We start from the raw sequence: 19,745 nt of genomic DNA, 5'->3' as shown, positions 1-19,745 counted from the left end.
TTGGACATACTAAGTTTAAGTTCCTTACATTATAAGGGGGTTTTTTTGTGATTATCGGTGTTCCAAAAGAGATCAAGAATAATGAAAATCGGGTAGCGATTACTCCGGCAGGAATTGATGCTCTCATCAAAGCAGGACATGAAGTTATTATTGAAACTGGCGCTGGAAATGGAAGCGGTTTTACAGATGAAGATTACACAGCGCATGGAGCACGGATTTTAGGTACAGCTGCTGAGGTATGGAATCAGGCAGACATGATTCTAAAAGTAAAAGAACCTCTACCCAGTGAGTACGAATATTTCCGGGAAGATCTAATTCTCTTTACATACTTGCATTTGGCTCCAGAACCGGAATTAACCAAAGCTTTGATGGAGAAAAAAGTGGCTGCGATCGCATATGAAACCATCCAGTTGGATAATGGAGCGTTGCCACTACTGACACCCATGAGTGAAGTTGCAGGTCGGATGGCTGTGCAAATTGGAGCTCAATTTTTAGAAAAGCCAAAAGGTGGAAAAGGAGTACTTCTTGGTGGTGTTCCCGGAGTGCTGCCAGGAGAAGTTGTGATTATCGGTGGTGGTACGGTTGGAACCAACGCAGCCAAAATGGCTCTGGGACTTGGTGCAAATGTAACCATCCTGGACGTAAATCCGGATCGTCTGCGTCAATTGGATGACCAATTTGGTGGTCGTTTGAGAACCTTGATGTCCAATAGTTACAATATTGCACAATCGGTGAAGAAAGCAGACTTGTTGATTGGTGCTGTATTGATTCCAGGTAGACGAGCCCCCCGTTTGGTTACGGAAGAAATGGTAAAAGAAATGTCGCCAGGATCCGTGATTGTCGATGTTGCCATCGACCAAGGCGGTTCGATTGAAACCATTGATCGGGTAACCACACACAGTGATCCAACTTATGTGAAACATGGCGTTGTTCATTACGCTGTAGCGAACATGCCAGGAGCTGTACCAAGAACATCTACCATTGCCTTGACCAACGTAACGATACCATACGCGGTTGAAATTGCTTCCAAAGGGTTGAAAAAAGCGTTAAGCGAAAATAAAGCGCTGGCTCGTGGTGTCAACGTATTAAATGGAAGAGTCACTTACCAGGCCGTTGCCGAAAGCTTGAACTTGCCTTATGTACCACTCGATCAAGTGATGGCAGAAATCTGATAGGAAACGGTGATGTTACGGGGTCGTTTTCCTGTTAACCATATCAGGAAAATGCCCCCTTTTTTATAAAGGTGTTCGGATCCAAGCAATCATATTTCTTCGTCCAAAATCATAAGGATACATCAAGATTGAAAAAGAGGACGAGTTGAATGATGATATTTTCTGTAAGGATCAAACGGTGGTTAAGATTCTTCATTCTATTTATATTATTTACCCTATTATTTTATCAAGTGATTTCATTTTTATCTACTTTTTTTGAGTCAGATGATTTAAATGATAAACCCCAAGATGGGGCGATTCGTGTATTTGCAAAAAATGAGACGTCTGCTTCCTCTTTTGTGGAAGAGGTAAAAACACGTTTGCAAGTGTTTTATTGGCTTGGAGAGTAAAAAACATTTTAATTTTGCTTCTGATTAACTAAAATAAAGAGGAAAAGGCGAAAAAGCAAAAACGAACAAAGGATGGTTCGTTCTTTTTTTGTTGCCAAAGGAGGTTACATCAATGTCTCGATTTTCACGGATTGCACTGATTGTCCTGGATAGTGTGGGAATTGGTGCATTGCCAGATGCAGAAGATTATAACGATCGGGGAGTACATACATTAGGACATACTGCTGAACATCAAAACGGTCTTCATATGCCACATATGATGAGCCTGGGTCTGGGAAATATTGAGCCGGTCCAGGGAGTTCAGCCAGTCAGTGAGCCACGTGCTCATTATGGAAAGATGATGGAGATTTCCAAAGGAAAAGATACCACCACTGGACATTGGGAAATGATGGGCATTTATACCGAAACCCCTTTTAAAACGTATCCCAATGGTTTTCCAGCGGAATTAATCCAGGAGTTTGAGCGACGGATTGGACGAAAAGTATTAGGTAATAAAGTGGCTTCAGGTACCGAAATTATTGCTGAACTGGGCGAAGAACATATGAAAACGGGTGCTGTAATTGTATATACTTCAGCCGATAGCGTTTTCCAGATTGCTGCCCATGAAGAGGTTGTTCCGCTAGAGGAATTGTATCGCATTTGTGAAGTGGCACGGGAATTGACATTGGATGAAAAATACTCGGTGATTCGTGTAATTGCTCGTCCTTTTGTCGGAGAGCCTGGCAATTTTACCCGTACGGCCAATCGCCGGGATTACTCCGTAGAGCCACCGGAGAAAACGGTTTTAAATCATTTGGCTGAAGCGAATTGGGATGTCATTGGTATTGGAAAGATATCGGATATTTTTGCAGGCAGTGGCATTACCCGTTCCATTCACACCAAATCCAATATGGATGGCGTGGATCAGTTGGTTCGCACTCTCTCTGAATCGTTCCAAGGATTGGCATTTGTCAACCTGGTTGATTTCGATTCAAAATATGGTCATCGCCGTGATCCGGCAGGATATGCCAAAGCCCTGGAAGAGTTCGATGCACGAGTACCCGAAATTTTGGCGGCATTAAAAGAAGATGACTTACTCATCATTACAGCGGATCATGGAAACGATCCAACCCATCATGGAACGGATCATACACGTGAATATACACCTCTTCTCGTATACAGCCCAACATTGTCACCGGTTGGGAAAGGATTGGGAATTCGTCGTACATTTGCAGATATCGGGGCAACGGTTGCCGAGAACTTTGGTGTGACAAAACCGAAGATCGGGGAAAGTTTCTTAAGCGAGCTCTCATGAGCAACCAGTGAATGACCATGACGAGGCTGGCTCGTTTTCGTTGCTTTTTGAGGAAATGGTAGTGTTTCTGACGGATGGATGAAAAAGATTTTTTCAGAAAGGGAGGAAAGGGAATATGCATATTTCCCGTGCACAGATTAGAGAAGCAGCAGACATGATTCAAAAACAAAGCTCGATACAGCCACGGATTGGACTCATTCTGGGTTCCGGCTTGGGTGTTTTGGCAGAGGAAATTCAGGATCCGGTAACGATTCCTTATGGGCAAATTCCACACTTTCCCATCTCGACGGTTGAAGGTCATGCTGGTCAATTGGTGATTGGTACGCTGGAGAATCAACCGGTTGTGGTCATGCAAGGACGTTTTCACTTGTACGAAGGACATGAACTGGCTTCTGTAACCTTCCCGATTCGTGTCATGAAAGAATTGGGAGTTGATACGATTTTGGTTACCAATGCAGCGGGTGGTGTGAATGAATCCTTTGAGCCGGGCGATTTGATGATTATTCGTGATCATATCAATCTGATGTTCCGCAATCCATTGATTGGACCCAATGATCCAGAGCTAGGACCTCGTTTTCCTGATATGTCGCAAGCATATGATGCCGAACTTCGCCAATTGGCTCATCGTGTGGCGGAAGAGCAGGGAATCAAGGTCCAGGAAGGTGTATATGCGGGAGTACTTGGCCCCTCCTATGAAACACCTGCTGAAATCCGCATGATTCGCAAAGTCGGTGGGGATGCAGTGGGCATGTCTACCGTACCTGAAGTCATTGTCGCACGCCATGCAGGCATTCGGGTATTGGGGATCTCCTGTATCAGCAATATGGCAGCCGGTATTTTGCCACAACCGTTAAGCCATGAAGAAGTGATGGAAACAGCAGAGAGAGTGAAAGAAAAGTTTATCGGTTTGGTGCGGGGCATTTTAAGACAGTTGTAAATGGTGGGAGTGAATCCAGATGAGCAAGCTGCAACAGATCAGAGAAGCGAAGGCAAAAATTGAGAGCCTGATCGCTCATCGGCCACAAATTGGTTTGATCCTGGGTTCTGGCCTGGGAGATCTGGCTGATGAGATTGAAGAAGCAACCGTGATTTCATATCAGGACATCCCTCATTTTCCGGTATCTACAGTCGAAGGGCATGCCGGCCAGCTCGTCATCGGAAAGTTGGAAGGAAAAACGGTTGTTGCCATGCGGGGGAGATTTCATTTCTATGAGGGATATACGCAACAGGAAGTGGTCTTTCCGGTCTATGTGATGAAAGAATTGGGAGTTCAGCTGCTGATCGCTACCAATGCTGCAGGAGGCATGAATAAAAATTTCAAGCCTGGCGATTTGATGCTCATTGAGGATCATATCAATATGACGGGTTCAAATCCTCTGATTGGACCCAATGAGGAAGAGTTAGGTCTGCGCTTTCCTGATATGTCTACGGCATATACCCCCGAACTTATTGCATTTTCAAAGCGAATGGCGGAAGAACTGGGGCTGGCAGTACAACAGGGTGTGTATGTTGGGGTGAGTGGCCCTACCTATTTGACACCTGCTGAACTGATCATGATGCGGGAGCTTGGTGGAGATGCGATCGGCATGTCTACTGTGCCTGAGGTTATCGCTGCCCGCCATGCAGGGTTAAAGATACTGGGCATTTCTTGCATTACCGATATTGCGATTGGTGAAGAGCTGGAACCCTTGACACACGAACAGGTGGTTGAAGTAGCGAACCGGACAAAACCGCAATTCAAAAAATGGATGAAGGCTATCGTGAGAGGGGTTACTCTGGCATGAATACAGTCGAGATTATTCGCAAGAAGAGAGAGGGACAAGCTTTAAGCAAGGAAGAAATTGAGTATCTGATTCAAGGTTATACCAATGGCACCATCCCGGATTACCAAATGTCCGCTTGGGCCATGGCGGTTTGTTTTCAGGGAATGAATGAACAGGAAACCGCAGATTTGACCATGGCGATGGTTCGCTCTGGTGATCAGGTGGATTTATCGTCCATTCGAGGCATTAAAGTCGATAAACATAGTACAGGTGGCGTTGGAGACACGACTACCCTGATTCTTGGCCCCCTTGTGGCGGCAGCAGGGGTACCTGTGGCCAAAATGTCTGGACGTGGTCTGGGCCACACGGGAGGAACCATTGATAAATTGGAATCGTTCCAAGGTTTTTCGACAGAATTGACCACCGAGGAATTTGTGGACCTGGTGAATCGCATTCAATTGGCGGTAAACGGTCAGACAGCCAACTTAACGCCAGCAGATAAAAAATTGTATGCACTTCGTGATGTGACCGGAACCGTCGATTCCATTCCGCTGATCGCCAGCTCCATTATGAGTAAAAAAATTGCGACAGGCGCTGATGCGATTGTATTGGATGTCAAAACCGGAGATGGCGCTTTTATGAAAGAGGAAGAAGATGCCATTCGCTTGGCAAAAGCGATGGTAAGCATCGGCAAACTGGTAGGAAGAAATACCATTGCTGTGATCAGTGATATGAGTCAACCGCTGGGCTACGCTGTTGGAAATGCACTGGAAGTGAAGGAAGCGATTGATACCCTGAAAGGGGAAGGACCAGAGGATCTCACCGAATTAACCCTGGTTCTAGGCAGTCACATGCTTTGCCTGGCGGGACGCGCACAAACAGCCGAAGAAGCGAGAGCGGTTCTGGAGCAATGCATCCGTGATGGCAGTGCACTGAACAAGTTAAAAGAAATGGTTCAAGGGCAACATGGAGATCCAAATCAAGTCGATCACCCTGAGCTATTACCACAAGCCAAAGAACAGATTGTCGTACGTGCCGAACAGGAAGGTTATATCCACCGTATTCAGGCAGAAGAGATTGGTCTTTGTGCAATGCGACTGGGAGCAGGACGTGCGACCAAAGAAGATCAAATCGATCATGCCGTCGGCGTTGTTTTACATAAAAAAGTGGGCAATCCCGTAAAAAAAGGCGAGCCGCTGGCTACCTTATATGTAAACCGAAATGAAATGGTCAATGAAGTGACACAGCGATTATTACAAGCGATTGAGATTCAAACCCGACCTGCTCAACCACCTAAACTCATTCGGGCTATTGTTACGCCAACAGAGACCATTCGGCTATAAGAAAAGGACAGAAAACCGTATTCCGATGTGACCGTATTCACTATGGAATACGGTTTTTTCTTTTTTAGAAGTCATTTCAAAAGTCCCTGAGTTACAAATCGATTTGGGCATCCGCTCTGTATTTCCGACTCGTTCCGACAGCTTTTCTGCAAAGAAGTATCGCTCCGACCCTCATGTTGCCAAGAAACACCAATGAAAAACTTTATATAAAGCGGAGGGATGGGTTCCTTACGGAGTGACTGTGATGGTACAGAAGTCGTCACGGAGGAAGGAACCCATCCCGAAGCGCAGGAGAAACGTATCCATATTTTCAGTATAGTCCTTTTAAATCGTTTGTATATGAAACCAACAACATCTATCATTTACAAAATTTTTACAATAACTGTTTATATATATAATTATACCTTTCTATAAAAAAATATTGTTAACACTATATTGTCAATTTAATATATTTATTTTATAATGATAAAGACATTTTTGCATTATTTCAACCTATATAAGGATCGATTGGTTGGGAGGAGAAAGAGTGAAGAGAAATAGGAGAATCGCCAGTCTGCTCTCGACTTCCTTGGTCTTGGGTGCCTTGGTTATGGTTCCAGTGCAAGGTCTTGCTGAAGAGAAACCGCAAGGTATTCAAAAAAGCCAAAGTCTGGGCCAAGTTGACTGGGGAGTCATTAATGAAGAAGCTCTTATTAAAAGCTTGATTAAAAAGGGAAAATTAAGCAAAAATCCATCTCCAAAGGAAATTGAAAACGCTTTAAAAGCATATGTAAACAAGGATCGTGTTCCTTCTGTGACAACAGATGGAATCGATACACGTACAAAAGCAGGTAAAAAAGCGTATAAAACGAAAAAAGCTTTAAAGAAAAAAGTGGCTGATCGAATTGCCAACGCTTCAGATGAAAACGCGGTAAACAGATATTCTTCCATCAAGAAGAAGCAGTTTGTCGATAACGGAGTCGTCGCATTAATCGAATTTTCAGATGTAAAGCACAATCAGATTAAAAAAGAAGATACAAATAACTGGTATTCGGATTACAGCCCTGCTCATTATCAAAATCTCATCTTTGGAGATAAAGGAATTACCCTGCCGGATGGTAAAAACGGAAAAACGGTCAAGCAGTATTACCTTGAACAATCGGCTGGCTATTGGGTTGTAGATGGAAAAGTGACTCCGTGGATTCAGGCCAAAGAAACGGCGAAGTATTATGGTGGGCATGAAGGTGGCATGAAAGATGCCAGACCCCGTGAGTTGGTCAAGGAAACGCTGGCGACCATCGGCAAAGAGATTGCAGGGAACGAACAAAAATATGATCAACGTGACCCTTATGATTTGGACCAGGATGGAAATGTAATGGAGTCTGACGGTTTACTCGATAACCTGTTTGTCGTTCATGCCGGTATGGGTGAAGAAGCCGGTGGAGGTGCACAGGGTGAAGATGCCATTTGGTCCCATCGTTGGACTTTGCCTGAGCCAACCCCAATTCCAGGAACGAATTTGAAAGCATTTGACTATATTATTCAGCCAGAAGATGGTGCGATTGGTGTATTTGCACATGAGTATGGTCATAACCTGGGGCTGCCAGATGAATACGATACCGCATACTCGGGTACAGGCTCGCCGGTAGAAGATTGGTCCATCATGTCTCATGGTAGCTGGGCTGGCAAGATCCCAGGCACAGAACCTACCGGATTCAGCCCATGGGCTAAACTGTTCTTTAACCAAACCTATGGCGGAAACTGGCCAGCACCAAAAACGATCAAATTTGAAGAGTTGAAAGGCAAAAAATTGTTATCACTGAAAGAAGCAGTAGCCAATACTTCCGAAGGAAAAATCCTGAAAATCGATTTGCCTGATCGTCCGCTTGCTCCGCCAACTCAACCATTAGGTAAAAAATCCTATTTCTCAGGCAAAGGTGATAACCTCGATAATCGAATGATCACGCCTGTGCTTGATCTGACCCAGGCAAATACAGCTACGCTAACCTTTGATCTGTGGCGAGATATTGAAACAGATTATGACTATCTGTATATCAATGTATATGAAGAAAATGGAACAGAGCCAAAACGGGTTAAAATATATTCCGATACCAAAAAAGAATGGGAAAAACAAACGGTTGACCTTTCTGAGTTCAAAGGCAAAAAGATTCGCATCGAATTCCAGTATCAAACCGATGGTGGATTAGCCCTGGAAGCAGCTTATATTGATAACATCTCCGTAAAGGCGAATGACCAGGAAATATTTGCAGATGATGCAGAAGGACAAGCCAAGTTAGAATTGAAAGGCTTTAAGGTATTTGATGGTGCACCTGTTTATTTCCCCAACTACTATCTCGTGGAGTACCGTACACATAATGGTGTAGATAAAGGCCTGCAGCAAGTCGGATTTGCCGGTAACAAGATCACCTATGATCCAGGTGTCGTCATCTGGTATTATGACGGACGCTATGGTGAAGATAACCAAACGGGTAACCACCCAGGTGAAGGCTTCCTGGGAGTTGTCGATTCACATCAACAAGGCATCTTCTGGAGTGACAATACCCCAGGGACAACCCGTGTTCAAATCAAAGATGCAGCATTTGGATTCAAGACCACACCGATTTCCATCACGAGAGATGGCAAAACGCTCAATTATCCAGGTTATCCAGGTGTGACTCTCTTTGATGATCGCAATGATTATTCCACGCCTTACAACCCAAGCGGTGGAAAACTGTTACCGAAACTCGGTTTGAAAATCCAGGTGAAAGTACTGGGCAACGCTGGAGCAGTCGTGGAAGTTTCCAAAGCGAAGAAGTAGAAAATAGGAAAAAGTGCAAAAGCTGTTACCCTGCGAAAGGGGTAGCAGCTCTTTTTAAATGCAGAATATGGGATTTGGGTCTTTGTAACCCTTGGTGGAGTGTATAAATAAAGGGGCTCCTTTTCCAGTTGAGAAACGGAAAAGAAGCCCTTCATTAAAATAAGACTTGGTTAACGAATGGAGACTCTAGCTTTGGAGTCCGGTTTTTTATGTCATGATGATTGATATGGATGTTCAATGAGATTGACCATCAGGCGATAACCACCAGGCACTTGTGATTGGATTTGACGGTAAAGTACCAGGCTGGTATAGATGTAGGTACCTTTTCCATAGTTTGCTACCAGTACCCCGCTAGTGAAAGGTTTTTCTCCCGGATCTGCCATGGAGAAGAGTGGTTTATAGTTTTGCTCATCCCATGTGGATGGGAAATATACCGCCCGCTCCTGCACCCAGTTGTCAAAGTCTTTGGAGGTGATGAGATTCGGTCCTTTGATAATCGAATGGTTTGGATCCAGGAAGGTTACCGGTGCATTCTCATCGGTTACCCGCCAGTTAATGGGTGGATCTCCAGGGATCAGCGGGTATGGAGCCAGCTCCTGTTTCCAGTTGTCACTTGGCTTATGGTATTGCATCACTACATGGCCACCGTTTTTCACATAGTCGAGCAAGCGTTGATTGTTCTCCAACAGATCTTTACGGGAAAGGTAAGCCCGGATTCCGACGACGATGGTATCGTACTGGCTCAGATCTCCGGATTTCAGATCAGCTTCAGTGAGAGAATGAACATTGAGTCCAGCTTCTTTCAAAGCGTTGGACACATTGTCAAAACCGCTTTCGACATAGCCGATTTTTCGATTTGGATTGAATTTTAAAGATACTCCCGTAAAACCGGCCTTGGCATCCCGAACATAGTAGACTTTTCCTATATGAGGATAGGAGATGGTTTGTACTTGCTTTGAGAACGTTTTGCCATTCACTTTTGCTACCACTGGGACTGCATAGTTTTTCTCGCTGATCTCAGCAGAAGTCGTGATGGTAAATGTTACATTCTTGCTTTCCAAAAACTTTTGAAACTCTACCGACTGACTGCTCGGCTCTGCCTTCCAGCCTTCAGGTAGCTGCAATTCCAGAGTTCCTTTGCTTGGACCCTGTAGGTAGTTCGTGACTTGCACGGTCACTTTTTTCGTATCCGGTTTTTTCTCTGTATTGACAATTCCGGATTCGGGTGTAAGCAACAGTCCCCAGTCCGGAAGCAAGGCCACCGTTTGCTTCAGAGGATCCACGGATACTCGTTGAGTGACAGTTTCCCCATAAAGCTTGTAGCTCACGTCAAATTGTACAGCGGATGGTTGGTAAGGTTCGTAGAAAGTGTTGCTGTTAGCGGGAGCCTTTACCTCAGCAGAGATGGTCAGCTTGTCCCCATTGCCAAGATGGTGTTTAAACGCCTTGATTTTTGCTTTCCAGTCCTTATTTGCGAGAACGGGTTTTACCTGAATATCTGCAAGGTTGGTCGTGCTGTCATTTTGGATTTGAATTGTCACATTTTTTGCAGAACCAGGTGTCCAGACACCATCACTTACATCAAGTGATGCTTTTACCCTGGAAGCAACGGCACTGGCATGCTCCAGTTGTTTTTCTTTCACTTGAAGACGATACAATAGATCGGACTGTTGTTCACCCGCAAGAGGATGCTTTTTTAAATCCTTGATCAGTTCACGGGTAGACTTCAGTGCCTTTTGCACTTCTTGAGTCACTTTCACATGGTTTGGATAGCTTTTGATCGCCGCATCATACTGAGCCTGCAGTTGGGAAAGCTTCACTTTGGTCTTCTTATCTTTTACTTTCTCGCCGTATTCTCGGAAGTCATAGGGAAGGTTATCGAAAATCGTCTGTTCCGCTCCGATTTTCCCCACTGCAGACTTGGCCAGTTGCAGGTTAACATAATAGTCTGCAACCGGAAGATCCCGGCCCATCCCTTGTGATTTATGGTATTTTCGGGATTCTTCTCCCAATTGGGGATAGGTAAGACCATAGACTGGATCCACTTTTCCGCCAATGTTGAACTTCAGCGTCGTTGTGCTGGCTGTCCCCGGCAGATAGAGCTTCTTCACTTGCCATGGCTGCAGTCCTCGCTTCAGGTGTTCCGGAAAAACCTTTGGATTGGCTGCATCCTCAAATGCTTTTTGAGTTAACTGACTGATTGCACGGTGATGCCCATGCTGGGACGGATCATCAAGAAATGAAGGCATGACGATATCAGGGCGAGTCTCCCGAATCCTGCGGATCAATCGCTCATAGGTGATTTCCTCTCCCCATTTTTGCAGGGTCTCTTCAGGAGACTTGGAGAAACCGAAATCAAAGATGGGATCATCCGGCTTCTCACTTAACAGGATCAGATGCAAGTTGAGTAACTTCGCTGCCTCTTCCAGTTCCCGGGTACGAATCATCCCCAAGGCATTGAAAAGCTCTTTTCCGATCTCGTTCTGTCCGCCCTCACCCCTGTTGGCGATCAGGCTGATCGAACGTACGCCTTTTCCAAGAGACAGGTAGGCCAGCAAGGCACTCTGTTCATCATCTGGATGTGCACCCGTGTTCATGAAACTGACCACCGTATCCAGAGGCAAAAGCGCCTTCCATAACTCCACGTCTTTCTCTGCTGCCTGTACCTGCGCAAATGCTCCAGCAGGAATCACGAGACTGACAATCAGTAGCAACACCAGCAAAACAGAAATCCCAAAACGTGGCTTCCTAACTGCCATATTACACCTCCAGTTCAATTTATAACAAATAATGTTACAATTCTATGAAAACAGAATGGGCAGCATTATTCAAATATAAAATATTACGAGAATCGAAGAAATGACGCATAAACAGGAGAAAACTAATCTCCTCCTTATGAAAACGGTTTCTATTCTGGTTTTATTTTGTTTTCAATAATAGATTTTTTATCAGCCTGTGGTGACAGCTTCTGTCACATGTGACTTTATATCCTTGCGAGCGAGAAAACCTTAGCTTCAGCTATGGGGATGAGAGCGAGCGTCGGACAAAGGAGGGTGTTAAACCTCTTGCAATTCCGGCATTTTTTGTTTTTGGAGATGGAATCTGTATTTTTACACGTTCACGTTTAACAGTAGTGATTTTAAACATCTCCATTGTATTGTAGTAAAAACAAAAGCTGGAATAATATCCCTCCGAATCGTTCAGACTAATGACACAAGAATAGGAGGGATTATGATGAAGCGTTTCGGCATCATGTTGGTCGTATGGTTTGTGGCTTTTGCCCTATGTCCCTTCCATGTTTTTGCCGAACCGGGAGTGGAATTGGCTGCACAGGCACGTTCTGCCGTGTTGATGGATGCACTTTCAGGCAAGATCCTGTTTGAGAAGAACAGCCATGAGAAATTGCCGCCTGCCAGCATCACCAAAGTGATGACCATGTTACTGATCATGGAAGCGCTCGACCAGGGAAAAATTTCGCTGAAAGACAAGGTACGAGTGAGCGAAAAGGCAGCGACGATGGGAGGTTCGCAAATTTTCCTGGAGCCTGGGGAAGAAATGAGTGTGGAGGATATGCTCAAGGCCATTGCGGTGGCTTCAGCGAATGATGCCGCTGTTGCGATGGCTGAGCATATTGGCGGAACAGAAGAACATTTTGTTGAACTGATGAATAAGCGTGCAGCTGAACTGGGATTGAAGAATACACATTTTCAGAATAGCAATGGATTGCCAGCGGACAATCATTATTCTTCCGCTCATGATATTGCGGTCATGTCCCGTGAATTGTTAAAGCATCCCGAGATTACAAAGTATACGGGGATCTATGAGGATTATTTGCGCAAAAACTCACCCAAACCATTTTGGTTGGTAAATACCAATAAACTGGTTCGTTTTTATCCAGGGGTAAATGGGTTAAAAACCGGCTTTACTTCGGAAGCCCGCTTTTGTCTGACAGCAACGGCCAAACGGGATCATATGCAAGTCATTGCTGTAGTAATGGGCGAGCCGGATTCAAAGATTCGAAACAAGGAAGTCTCCCAAATGCTGGATTATGCATTTAATCAGTATACCAATCTCATGGTATACAAAAAAGGAGATCTCATTGCTCGAAAGCAAGTGCCAAAAGGAAAACCTGAGTGGGTAGAATTTCGGGCAAATCGCCCCCTTGGCCTTCTGATTCGCAAAGGGGAAGACCCAAAGTCTTATCATAAGCAGATTATCTGGAATAATATTGAAGCTCCGATCAAAAAAGGACAGGTTCTCGGAAAAGTGCAGGTCAGCAAAGAAGGACGTGCTGTGGCAGAATTGGAGCTGATCAGTACACAAGACATCCAGAAAGCAAGTATGTGGTCGAATTTCAAAAAGACATTAAGGAAGATTTTTTTCATTGATTAACCCTGTTTGCTACAGGAGTGAGGCCGTTGACAAGCCCGGTTTTCCTTTTCCAGTTGAACGACCTGGAAAGGAAAACCGGCATATGACGGAAACTTTGTCAATCAGCTGAACCCTGTATGATGCAGGGTTTTTTGTTTGGCGAAAAAAGGACTGATTTGACGGATGGATGAATCCGGATTACTGCAGAAAGAAGGAAATAAAAGGAAATGGATAGAATTATTAGTTTGGAAGCTGTAAGAGGAGGCGAATAAATGAGTCTGAAGATGGAAATGAAGCACTATCGAAACGTGCTTGTTGTTAGATTAATGGGCGAGTTGGATCATCATACGGCTGAGCAAGTACGTCATCAGATCGAGCACGAACTGGCCAAAGACATCTACACGCATCTGGTGTTGAATTTGAAACATCTTGACTTTATGGATAGCTCAGGATTAGGCATGATCCTGGGAAGATACAAGAAAGTATCGCAACTGGGCGGGAGGATGGTTCTCTGTTCCATTCAGCCTTCGGTCTACCGTTTGATGGAAATGTCTGGTCTATTCAAGATTCTTCCTACTTTTGAGGATGAAAAAAGCGCAGTTTCAGCGTGTGGGGTGGCATCATGAAACCAAAAGTACATAAGAATTTCATGGAGCTCAAGTTTCCAAGTCGCTCAGAAAATGAGTCTTTTGCCCGTGTAGCCGTTGCATCCTTTGTATCTCAACTGGACCCGACTGTAGAAGAACTGACGGATATCAAAACAGTGGTATCTGAAGCTGTGACAAATGCGGTGATTCATGGTTATGAAAATGGAGAGGGCATGATCTACATCCGGGCGGAAATCGAAGGAAAACGGGTATGCATTCAAGTGACTGACTATGGTGTTGGAATTCAGGACGTCAGTGAAGCGCGTCAGCCCTTGTACACTTCCAAGCCCGAACTGGAACGGTCCGGAATGGGATTTACCATCATGGAAAATTTTATGGACGAAGTGACGATTCACTCCAAACCCGGTGAAGGCACAACCATTTACATGGTGAAATATCTAAAAAGCCATCAGCAGCAAAAGATGGCGAATTGAGGGATTCGCAATGGATGCTGATGTGCGTAATCATAAATACCAACATTTGTCCGACGAAGAAGTTCGTGAGCTCATTGAAGCGAGTCAAGCCGGTGACCAAAGCGCGCGTGACCGACTGATTCAGCATAATATTCGACTGGTTTGGTCTGTTGTGCAACGCTTTTTAAATCGCGGATATGAGGCGGAGGATTTGTTCCAGATCGGTTGTATTGGGTTACTCAAGGCTGTTGACAAGTTTGATCTTTCCTATGATGTCAAGTTTTCCACTTATGCCGTTCCGATGATTATTGGGGAAATACAACGCTTTTTGCGTGATGATGGCATTGTCAAAGTGAGCCGCTCATTAAAAGAGATGGCCAACCGCATCAAGAAAACCAAAGATGAATTGTCCAAAAGAATGGATCGTGTACCCACGATTCATGAAATTGCTAAAGAACTGGGAGTGGCCCCGGAGGAGATCGTCTTTGCACAAGAGGCGAACCGAGCGCCTGCTTCCATTTACGAAAATGTTTATGAGAACGATGGAGATCCGATTACTTTAATGGATCAGATCGCGGATGAATCTGAATCCACCTGGTTTGACAAGTTGGCACTCAAAGATGCGATTCATCGATTGAGTGAACGGGAGCGCCTGATTGTCTATCTTCGCTATTACAAAGACCAAACCCAGGCAGAAGTGGCCGAGCGATTGGGTGTATCCCAGGTGCAGATATCACGGTTAGAAAAAAAGATCATTTCCCGTATGCGTGCAGAGCTTGAACCGGATATGAATCAGGACTTTCCTGACGCCTCTGGATGAGGTGTTTTTGTTTTGTTTCATGCTTTTTGTGGGAAAAACATATGATATCGAAAGAAAAAGAATCCTGATGCCAAAAACGGACTTTTTATCAACAATCTTAAATGAAAGTCAGAATAGATGGAAGGTTATGCGATGACACGGGAAAAAGCCAATGTAAGAACAAGAGAAGAAGTGGATTTTCAAGAGAAACATTTGACAGAAACGATTGAGTTCCAGTGGATTCATGCTGCGGAAAATGGCAGTGTAGAAGCGATGTTTCTATTATCCCAGCATTATTTCGAGCAAGGCAAAGTTGTAGAAGGAGAACAATGGTTGAGAAGTGCCGCCAAAGCAGGGCATACAGAAGCAATGTGCCAGTTGGGATGTCGGTTGTTTGATGGCAATCAGATGAAGCAAAACAAAGCGAACGGGATTGGTTGGATTATTCGGGCAGCTTTTCGTGAAAATCCGCAGGCTATGTATCGACTTGGTCGGTGTTTTTGTCAGGGGGATGTACTGGCTAGGGATCCCGAGGAAGGAGAAAGATGGCTGCGAAGAGCTGCAGAAGCAGGACATATGGAAGCGATGGTTGAATTGGGTTGTTACTTGTTGGAACAATCTCCGGAAAATGTCGAGGGTACAAATTGGATCACGCAAGTATTGGAACTGGGATATCCAGTAGAGAAGTTACCAAAGGTAAACAAGCGAGAAAAGGTTGGTAAAAAAGCAGGTTGGGTGATGGTCGGAATTGGGGCGATTGTTCTTTTGATTGTGTTAGGAATCTATTTTGAATTGGAAATTTTACGGTTTTTAGTAGATTAGTTAGTTTGAGAACCCGATTCAAGGGTTCTTTTTTTTGAAAGAAAATGAATGAAAGAAAACGTGTTTGCTAGTACAATGAATGGTAGAATATAACTGGAAATTGTACTACAGTACCAAGCCTGTTGACAAACGGTATATAATGGAAAGTTGTCAACTAACTGTGTACAACAGTGTTTTACTCTTGATTGGCATAGACTTTTAACCAAGTACTGAAGGGGAAGTTAACAGATGGAAAACTACTATGAAATATTGGAGATATCTCCTTCGGCATCGACAGAAGAGATTCAGGAAGCCATTTATCAGAAGCAACGCATTTGGCATCAACGTACCAATTCTCCCGATTTTGAAAGACGTGTCGAAGCAGAGCGCATGTTGCGCCGTTTAGAGGAAATGCAAGATGTCTTGCTGGATGAGGAGAAGAGAAAAGAATACGATAAAAAGATCACAGCGCTTTCGACTTTTGAAGTACGTCAAGAAGAGAGGAAACAGGAAACGGATCCTGAAAAAAACGATCAGCTGATAGATAAACAGGATGAGGAAAATCATACCGAAGCAAAAAAATCAGACCCTGAACCTACTGCGGATGAAATGGTGGAGTTAGGGAGAAAGTTGCTGGAGGGTAATTCCAGCAACACGGATAAAATGAAAGGGATTGAATGGATCATCAAGGCGGCGGAATTGGGAAATCTGGAAGCCATGTATCAGTTGGCTCTTTACTTTTTACAGGGAAAATTCTTGCCGCTCGATGTCAAAGAAGGAGAGAAATGGCTGAAAAAAGCTGCCGAAGCGGGAAGTATTCCAGCCATGACAGAGCTGGGACAGAGGCTGTTGGATGGAGATTCATTCAATAAAAATACAACAGAAGGAATTCAATGGCTTGTTAAAGCGGCCCAACTGGGAAGTGATGATGCACAAAAGATACTGGATGAGCGTTTATCAAAAGAACATAATGTCGTCGGGCATCATCCGAAGAAAAAACAGGAACGCAAGACAGAACGAGTGAAAAAGAGTGGTTGGGCAAGTAAAGCCGCCATATTCGTTGCTGTGATCTTCGTGCTGGGTGTGGCGGTTTACGCCATGAATGAACAGAAGCAGCAACCTCCGAGTAATCATGAAAATCCAGCGAAAAATAGCGATATGAACAATCAGCAAAAGAAAGCAGAAGAACCTCAGGAAGATCAGGGATCCGAACCAGATCAATGGAATGGGCGAAAGGGTTCCGATTCGGGTAACGGAGGAACTCAGTCGAATCCCGGGAATACAGGAACCCAGCCAGCAAATGGCCAGCAACCGCAACAGCCTGGGAATGATGGTACCGGAACCACTCCTCCTGGAAATGGCAATACTGGAACCAATCCCGGGGATGGAAATACTGGGACCGAACCAGGGAGTGGCAACAATGGAACCAACCCGGGAAATGGGAATACCGGGACCGAACCAGGGAATGGTAACAATGGAACCAACCCTGGGGATGGTGGTACCGGGACCACTCCTCCTGGAGATGGTACATCTTGAGACAATGGGGTACTTCGTTGACAATTTACAGGAAGTTTAGCATGGCTACATCCTGAAAGCCAAAAAATAATGACCAGAACCTTATTAGCAGTTCTCGCCGGTTGGCTTTTGGAACTCGCCTGGGTTCTGGTCTTTTTTATCCATGAAAATCGGGTGGTTCCATAATAATCATAATAATTTGATTTCGTTATTTTTCGAGCGACGTTAGAAAGGAAGAAAACGATTTGGTACATACTAATGGAAACTTGTATGTTGAAAGGAAGCTTGCCCATGGAGACGGTGATTTATCTGCGATTAAAGAAAAAAGTTCTCGTTCAATGTGGGCAATTGCTGCGTTTGAAAGATATTTGTTATTTGGTTGCAGATGAAAAATGGCAATATCTACAGGATCTTCCCATTCATACAGTCGATTTGGCTCATGGAAATTATGCTCTCATTGAATTAAGAGAAGTGATTGAACGAATCCGGCAACATGTTCCTCAAGCGGATTTGCGCAATATTGGACCCTTGCAAACGATCGTCGAGATCATGACACCGATCCGGATTCCCAAAAAATTGTCCATTGTTCTGATTTGGATCTTTTTGTTTACGGGGTCGGGACTGGCTATCATGAACTTTCATACAGATGTAAATATGAAAGAAGTGCATGAGCGGATTTATTATTTGGTAACAGGAGAGAAAGAAAAGAATCCATTGGTTTTACAGATCCCGTATTCCATTGGAATCGGTGTCGGGATGATTCTCTTTTTTAATCATTTATTTAAAAAGCGGTTCAATGAAGAACCTAGCCCGATGGAGCTGGAAATGTTTTTATATCAAGAAGCAATTGACCAGTTTATTATCGATGATGAAAAACAGAAAGCGGAACGAAAGGATTATGATGGTTCTCCATAATCTATTATTGATTTTTCTGGGATTAGCAGGTGGTTTTGCTGTTGGTAGTGGATTTGTAGCCTTTATTACCGTTTTGGGTATTGTTCCACGATTGGTGCAGTTGAGTAAAACAGGGAAAATGATTCATTTATACGAATATGGCATTGTTTTGGGGGTTGTTCTGTTTACATGGTTTGATTTGCGCGGATGGGTGATTGAAGCGCCGGTTTTTATTACGGCTTTTTTGGGACTTCTGACAGGAATGTTTGTAGGAATGCTGGCCGCTGCATTGGCAGAAGTGTTGAATGTATTGCCAATCATGGTGAAACGTCTACATATTCAAGACTATCTTCTTTATATATTAATGGCCATGGCGTTGGGAAAAATTTTTGGGTCACTGTTTCAGTGGTTAATTTTTCAGGTGTGGTAGTGAAAAAGAGCAACTGAGGGATGAGCGGTATGCCCAAGCGAAAAGTGATTCTCGTTACAGATGGTGATCAGATAGCAAAAGAAGTATTGGAACTGGTAGCAAAGCAGATTGGGGGACGGTGTATTTCACTGTCGTCGGGAAATCCAACGCCACTTTCCGGTCCCATGTTGGTTGCACTGATTCAGCAAACGCCGTATGACCCTGTTCTGGTTATGTTTGATGATTGCGGAAATGCGAAAGAAGGAATGGGAGAGCGAGCGCTTCGCTATGTAGCATCCCATCCGGATATTCAGGTGCTCGGGGTGATTGCGGTTGCATCCAATTGTACAAAAGGGAGAGGAACACCCATTCATATGGCAGTGGACTTGCATGGACAAATTGTTAGTCATTGTATCGATAAAGATGGACAGATCCAAAAAAATAAGCCGCTCAGAATTTATGGAGATACCGTAGAAGTGCTCAATCATATTCAGGTCCCCATCGTTATTGGAATTGGGGATATTGGAAAGATGAGGAGAAAAGATCATGTTCGGATCGGAGCACCCATTACAACCAAGGCTGTGCAATTAATATTAAATATGTATCGATAATGCTTGGGAAGCTGAAATGCATGTATGAAACCACCAGCCTGATCCAAGCTATCATTTTTAAAGATCCTGTTGTGGGATAATGGCAAGTACTTGGAAAGCCAGTTTCAGGATCATCTTCCTTTTTGATTGTGAATGGAAAAGATCGGGGCATATCGCCTCGATCTTTTCTCTGTTCTGGACATTCCTGTTTATATACCTTCTGATTTCATCCAAAATCATATCTTCACGAAATTCTTGTTTTGCCATGTAATCATCTCTCTTGATTCAACCTAATTTAATTATGTCACATTTATCTATTTTAATGACATTAAAAATACACCTAAAAAATGAGATTGATGCATTAATGGCACTGAAAAATAAGATTTCGGAGGTGGTCGAGTTGGAAAATATAAAAATTCTCGTTGTTGAAGATGATCAAGAGGTTAATGACCTCTTAATGAACCCCGTTTGTCCAGACATTTAAGCAACATTTGAAGTTATAGATTGACGAAACTCTTTAGGGGATAAATATCCCAAAGCAGAATGTG

The 19,745-nt window shown here is 44.0% G+C and carries 17 protein-coding genes; 16 read left to right on the top strand and 1 reads right to left on the bottom strand.

Translation table 11 applies throughout. The features are described from left to right. Nucleotides 1-47: 47 nt before the first annotated feature. The 7 genes from ald to BMZ78_RS08560 all read left to right on the top strand — a co-directional run bounded on the left by ald (nucleotide 48) and on the right by BMZ78_RS08560 (nucleotide 8,758). On the top strand, nucleotides 48-1,172 hold the full coding sequence (gene ald, locus BMZ78_RS08590; protein ID WP_093229577.1) for an alanine dehydrogenase: 1,125 nt from the start codon (nucleotides 48-50) through the stop codon (nucleotides 1,170-1,172). A 149-nt stretch (nucleotides 1,173-1,321) separates the two neighbouring features. After that, nucleotides 1,322-1,561: a DUF4227 family protein gene (locus tag BMZ78_RS08585; protein WP_093229575.1), complete on the top strand. Its 240-nt coding sequence runs from the start codon at nucleotides 1,322-1,324 to the stop codon at nucleotides 1,559-1,561. 112 nt (nucleotides 1,562-1,673) lie between these two features. After that, nucleotides 1,674-2,855, top strand: a complete 1,182-nt coding sequence (gene deoB, locus BMZ78_RS08580) for a phosphopentomutase (RefSeq protein ID WP_093229574.1) — start codon at nucleotides 1,674-1,676, stop codon at nucleotides 2,853-2,855. Nucleotides 2,856-2,970: 115 nt separating this feature from the next. Beyond that, a complete protein-coding gene (locus tag BMZ78_RS08575) occupies nucleotides 2,971-3,792 on the top strand; it encodes a purine-nucleoside phosphorylase (protein WP_093229572.1) in 822 nt (273 codons plus the stop codon). A 19-nt stretch (nucleotides 3,793-3,811) separates the two neighbouring features. Continuing rightward, a complete protein-coding gene (locus BMZ78_RS08570; protein WP_093229571.1) occupies nucleotides 3,812-4,639 on the top strand; it encodes a purine-nucleoside phosphorylase in 828 nt (275 codons plus the stop codon). Beyond that, complete coding sequence (locus BMZ78_RS08565; RefSeq protein ID WP_093229569.1) at nucleotides 4,636-5,961, top strand: pyrimidine-nucleoside phosphorylase; 1,326 nt, start codon at nucleotides 4,636-4,638, stop codon at nucleotides 5,959-5,961. The genes BMZ78_RS08570 and BMZ78_RS08565 overlap by 4 nt, the downstream gene beginning before the upstream one ends. 526 nt (nucleotides 5,962-6,487) lie before the next feature. Continuing rightward, nucleotides 6,488-8,758 carry an immune inhibitor A domain-containing protein gene (locus BMZ78_RS08560; protein WP_093229568.1) on the top strand — a complete coding sequence of 757 codons (2,271 nt, stop codon included), beginning with the start codon at nucleotides 6,488-6,490 and terminating at the stop codon, nucleotides 8,756-8,758. Nucleotides 8,759-8,970: 212 nt separating this feature from the next. Here the strand turns inward: BMZ78_RS08560 and BMZ78_RS08555 are convergent, their stop codons facing one another. Beyond that, nucleotides 8,971-11,517, bottom strand: a complete 2,547-nt coding sequence (locus BMZ78_RS08555) for a PIG-L family deacetylase (RefSeq protein ID WP_093229566.1) — start codon at nucleotides 11,515-11,517, stop codon at nucleotides 8,971-8,973. Between the two features lie 472 nt (nucleotides 11,518-11,989). Between BMZ78_RS08555 and BMZ78_RS08550 the strand changes: the two genes are divergently transcribed. The 9 genes from BMZ78_RS08550 (at nucleotide 11,990) to spoVAEA (ending at nucleotide 19,218) form a co-directional block, all read left to right on the top strand. After that, nucleotides 11,990-13,150, top strand: coding sequence for a D-alanyl-D-alanine carboxypeptidase family protein (locus BMZ78_RS08550; RefSeq protein ID WP_093229564.1), 1,161 nt, complete (start codon nucleotides 11,990-11,992; stop codon nucleotides 13,148-13,150). A 251-nt stretch (nucleotides 13,151-13,401) separates the two neighbouring features. Then, nucleotides 13,402-13,755 (top strand): anti-sigma F factor antagonist, encoded by a 354-nt coding sequence (gene spoIIAA, locus BMZ78_RS08545; protein ID WP_093229563.1) that lies wholly within the window; start codon nucleotides 13,402-13,404, stop codon nucleotides 13,753-13,755. After that, complete coding sequence (gene spoIIAB / locus BMZ78_RS08540; protein ID WP_093229561.1) at nucleotides 13,752-14,210, top strand: anti-sigma F factor; 459 nt, start codon at nucleotides 13,752-13,754, stop codon at nucleotides 14,208-14,210. The genes spoIIAA and spoIIAB overlap by 4 nt, the downstream gene beginning before the upstream one ends. 10 nt (nucleotides 14,211-14,220) lie before the next feature. After that, nucleotides 14,221-15,009 carry an RNA polymerase sporulation sigma factor SigF gene (gene sigF / locus BMZ78_RS08535; RefSeq protein WP_093229560.1) on the top strand — a complete coding sequence of 263 codons (789 nt, stop codon included), beginning with the start codon at nucleotides 14,221-14,223 and terminating at the stop codon, nucleotides 15,007-15,009. Between the two features lie 132 nt (nucleotides 15,010-15,141). Beyond that, entirely contained in the window at nucleotides 15,142-15,810 is a 669-nt protein-coding gene (locus tag BMZ78_RS08530) for a tetratricopeptide repeat protein (RefSeq protein ID WP_175482372.1), read from the top strand. A gap of 228 nt (nucleotides 15,811-16,038) precedes the next feature. Next, the gene (locus BMZ78_RS08525) at nucleotides 16,039-17,325 is read left to right on the top strand and encodes a DnaJ domain-containing protein (protein WP_093229557.1); all 1,287 of its coding nucleotides are present in this window, start codon (nucleotides 16,039-16,041) and stop codon (nucleotides 17,323-17,325) included. Nucleotides 17,326-17,595: 270 nt separating this feature from the next. Further along, entirely contained in the window at nucleotides 17,596-18,219 is a 624-nt protein-coding gene (locus BMZ78_RS08520) for a stage V sporulation protein AA (RefSeq protein ID WP_175482371.1), read from the top strand. Beyond that, nucleotides 18,206-18,628 (top strand): stage V sporulation protein AB, encoded by a 423-nt coding sequence (locus BMZ78_RS08515; protein ID WP_093229773.1) that lies wholly within the window; start codon nucleotides 18,206-18,208, stop codon nucleotides 18,626-18,628. The genes BMZ78_RS08520 and BMZ78_RS08515 overlap by 14 nt, the downstream gene beginning before the upstream one ends. A 29-nt stretch (nucleotides 18,629-18,657) precedes the next feature. After that, nucleotides 18,658-19,218 (top strand): stage V sporulation protein SpoVABEA, encoded by a 561-nt coding sequence (gene spoVAEA / locus BMZ78_RS08510; RefSeq protein ID WP_093229554.1) that lies wholly within the window; start codon nucleotides 18,658-18,660, stop codon nucleotides 19,216-19,218. Nucleotides 19,219-19,745 lie beyond the last annotated feature (527 nt).

It is taken from the genome of Thermoflavimicrobium dichotomicum (assembly GCF_900114055.1).
Lineage (GTDB): Bacteria > Bacillota > Bacilli > Thermoactinomycetales > Thermoactinomycetaceae > Thermoflavimicrobium > Thermoflavimicrobium dichotomicum.
Note: the sequence above shows the minus strand (reverse complement) of the source record. Positions and strands in the feature narration are given on the sequence as shown.

Coding starts and splice junctions, on each gene's coding strand:
- BMZ78_RS08570 (WP_093229571.1), top strand. CDS start 3,812: ATGAGCAAGCTGCAACAGATCAGAGAAGCGAAGGCAAAAATTGAGAGC.
- BMZ78_RS08525 (WP_093229557.1), top strand. CDS start 16,039: ATGGAAAACTACTATGAAATATTGGAGATATCTCCTTCGGCATCGACA.
- spoVAEA (WP_093229554.1), top strand. CDS start 18,658: ATGCCCAAGCGAAAAGTGATTCTCGTTACAGATGGTGATCAGATAGCA.
- BMZ78_RS08575 (WP_093229572.1), top strand. CDS start 2,971: ATGCATATTTCCCGTGCACAGATTAGAGAAGCAGCAGACATGATTCAA.
- sigF (WP_093229560.1), top strand. CDS start 14,221: ATGGATGCTGATGTGCGTAATCATAAATACCAACATTTGTCCGACGAA.
- BMZ78_RS08555 (WP_093229566.1), bottom strand. CDS start 11,517: ATGGCAGTTAGGAAGCCACGTTTTGGGATTTCTGTTTTGCTGGTGTTG.
- BMZ78_RS08530 (WP_175482372.1), top strand. CDS start 15,142: ATGACACGGGAAAAAGCCAATGTAAGAACAAGAGAAGAAGTGGATTTT.
- BMZ78_RS08565 (WP_093229569.1), top strand. CDS start 4,636: ATGAATACAGTCGAGATTATTCGCAAGAAGAGAGAGGGACAAGCTTTA.
- deoB (WP_093229574.1), top strand. CDS start 1,674: ATGTCTCGATTTTCACGGATTGCACTGATTGTCCTGGATAGTGTGGGA.
- BMZ78_RS08585 (WP_093229575.1), top strand. CDS start 1,322: ATGATGATATTTTCTGTAAGGATCAAACGGTGGTTAAGATTCTTCATT.
- spoIIAA (WP_093229563.1), top strand. CDS start 13,402: ATGAGTCTGAAGATGGAAATGAAGCACTATCGAAACGTGCTTGTTGTT.
- BMZ78_RS08520 (WP_175482371.1), top strand. CDS start 17,596: ATGGAGACGGTGATTTATCTGCGATTAAAGAAAAAAGTTCTCGTTCAA.
- spoIIAB (WP_093229561.1), top strand. CDS start 13,752: ATGAAACCAAAAGTACATAAGAATTTCATGGAGCTCAAGTTTCCAAGT.
- BMZ78_RS08550 (WP_093229564.1), top strand. CDS start 11,990: ATGATGAAGCGTTTCGGCATCATGTTGGTCGTATGGTTTGTGGCTTTT.
- BMZ78_RS08515 (WP_093229773.1), top strand. CDS start 18,206: ATGGTTCTCCATAATCTATTATTGATTTTTCTGGGATTAGCAGGTGGT.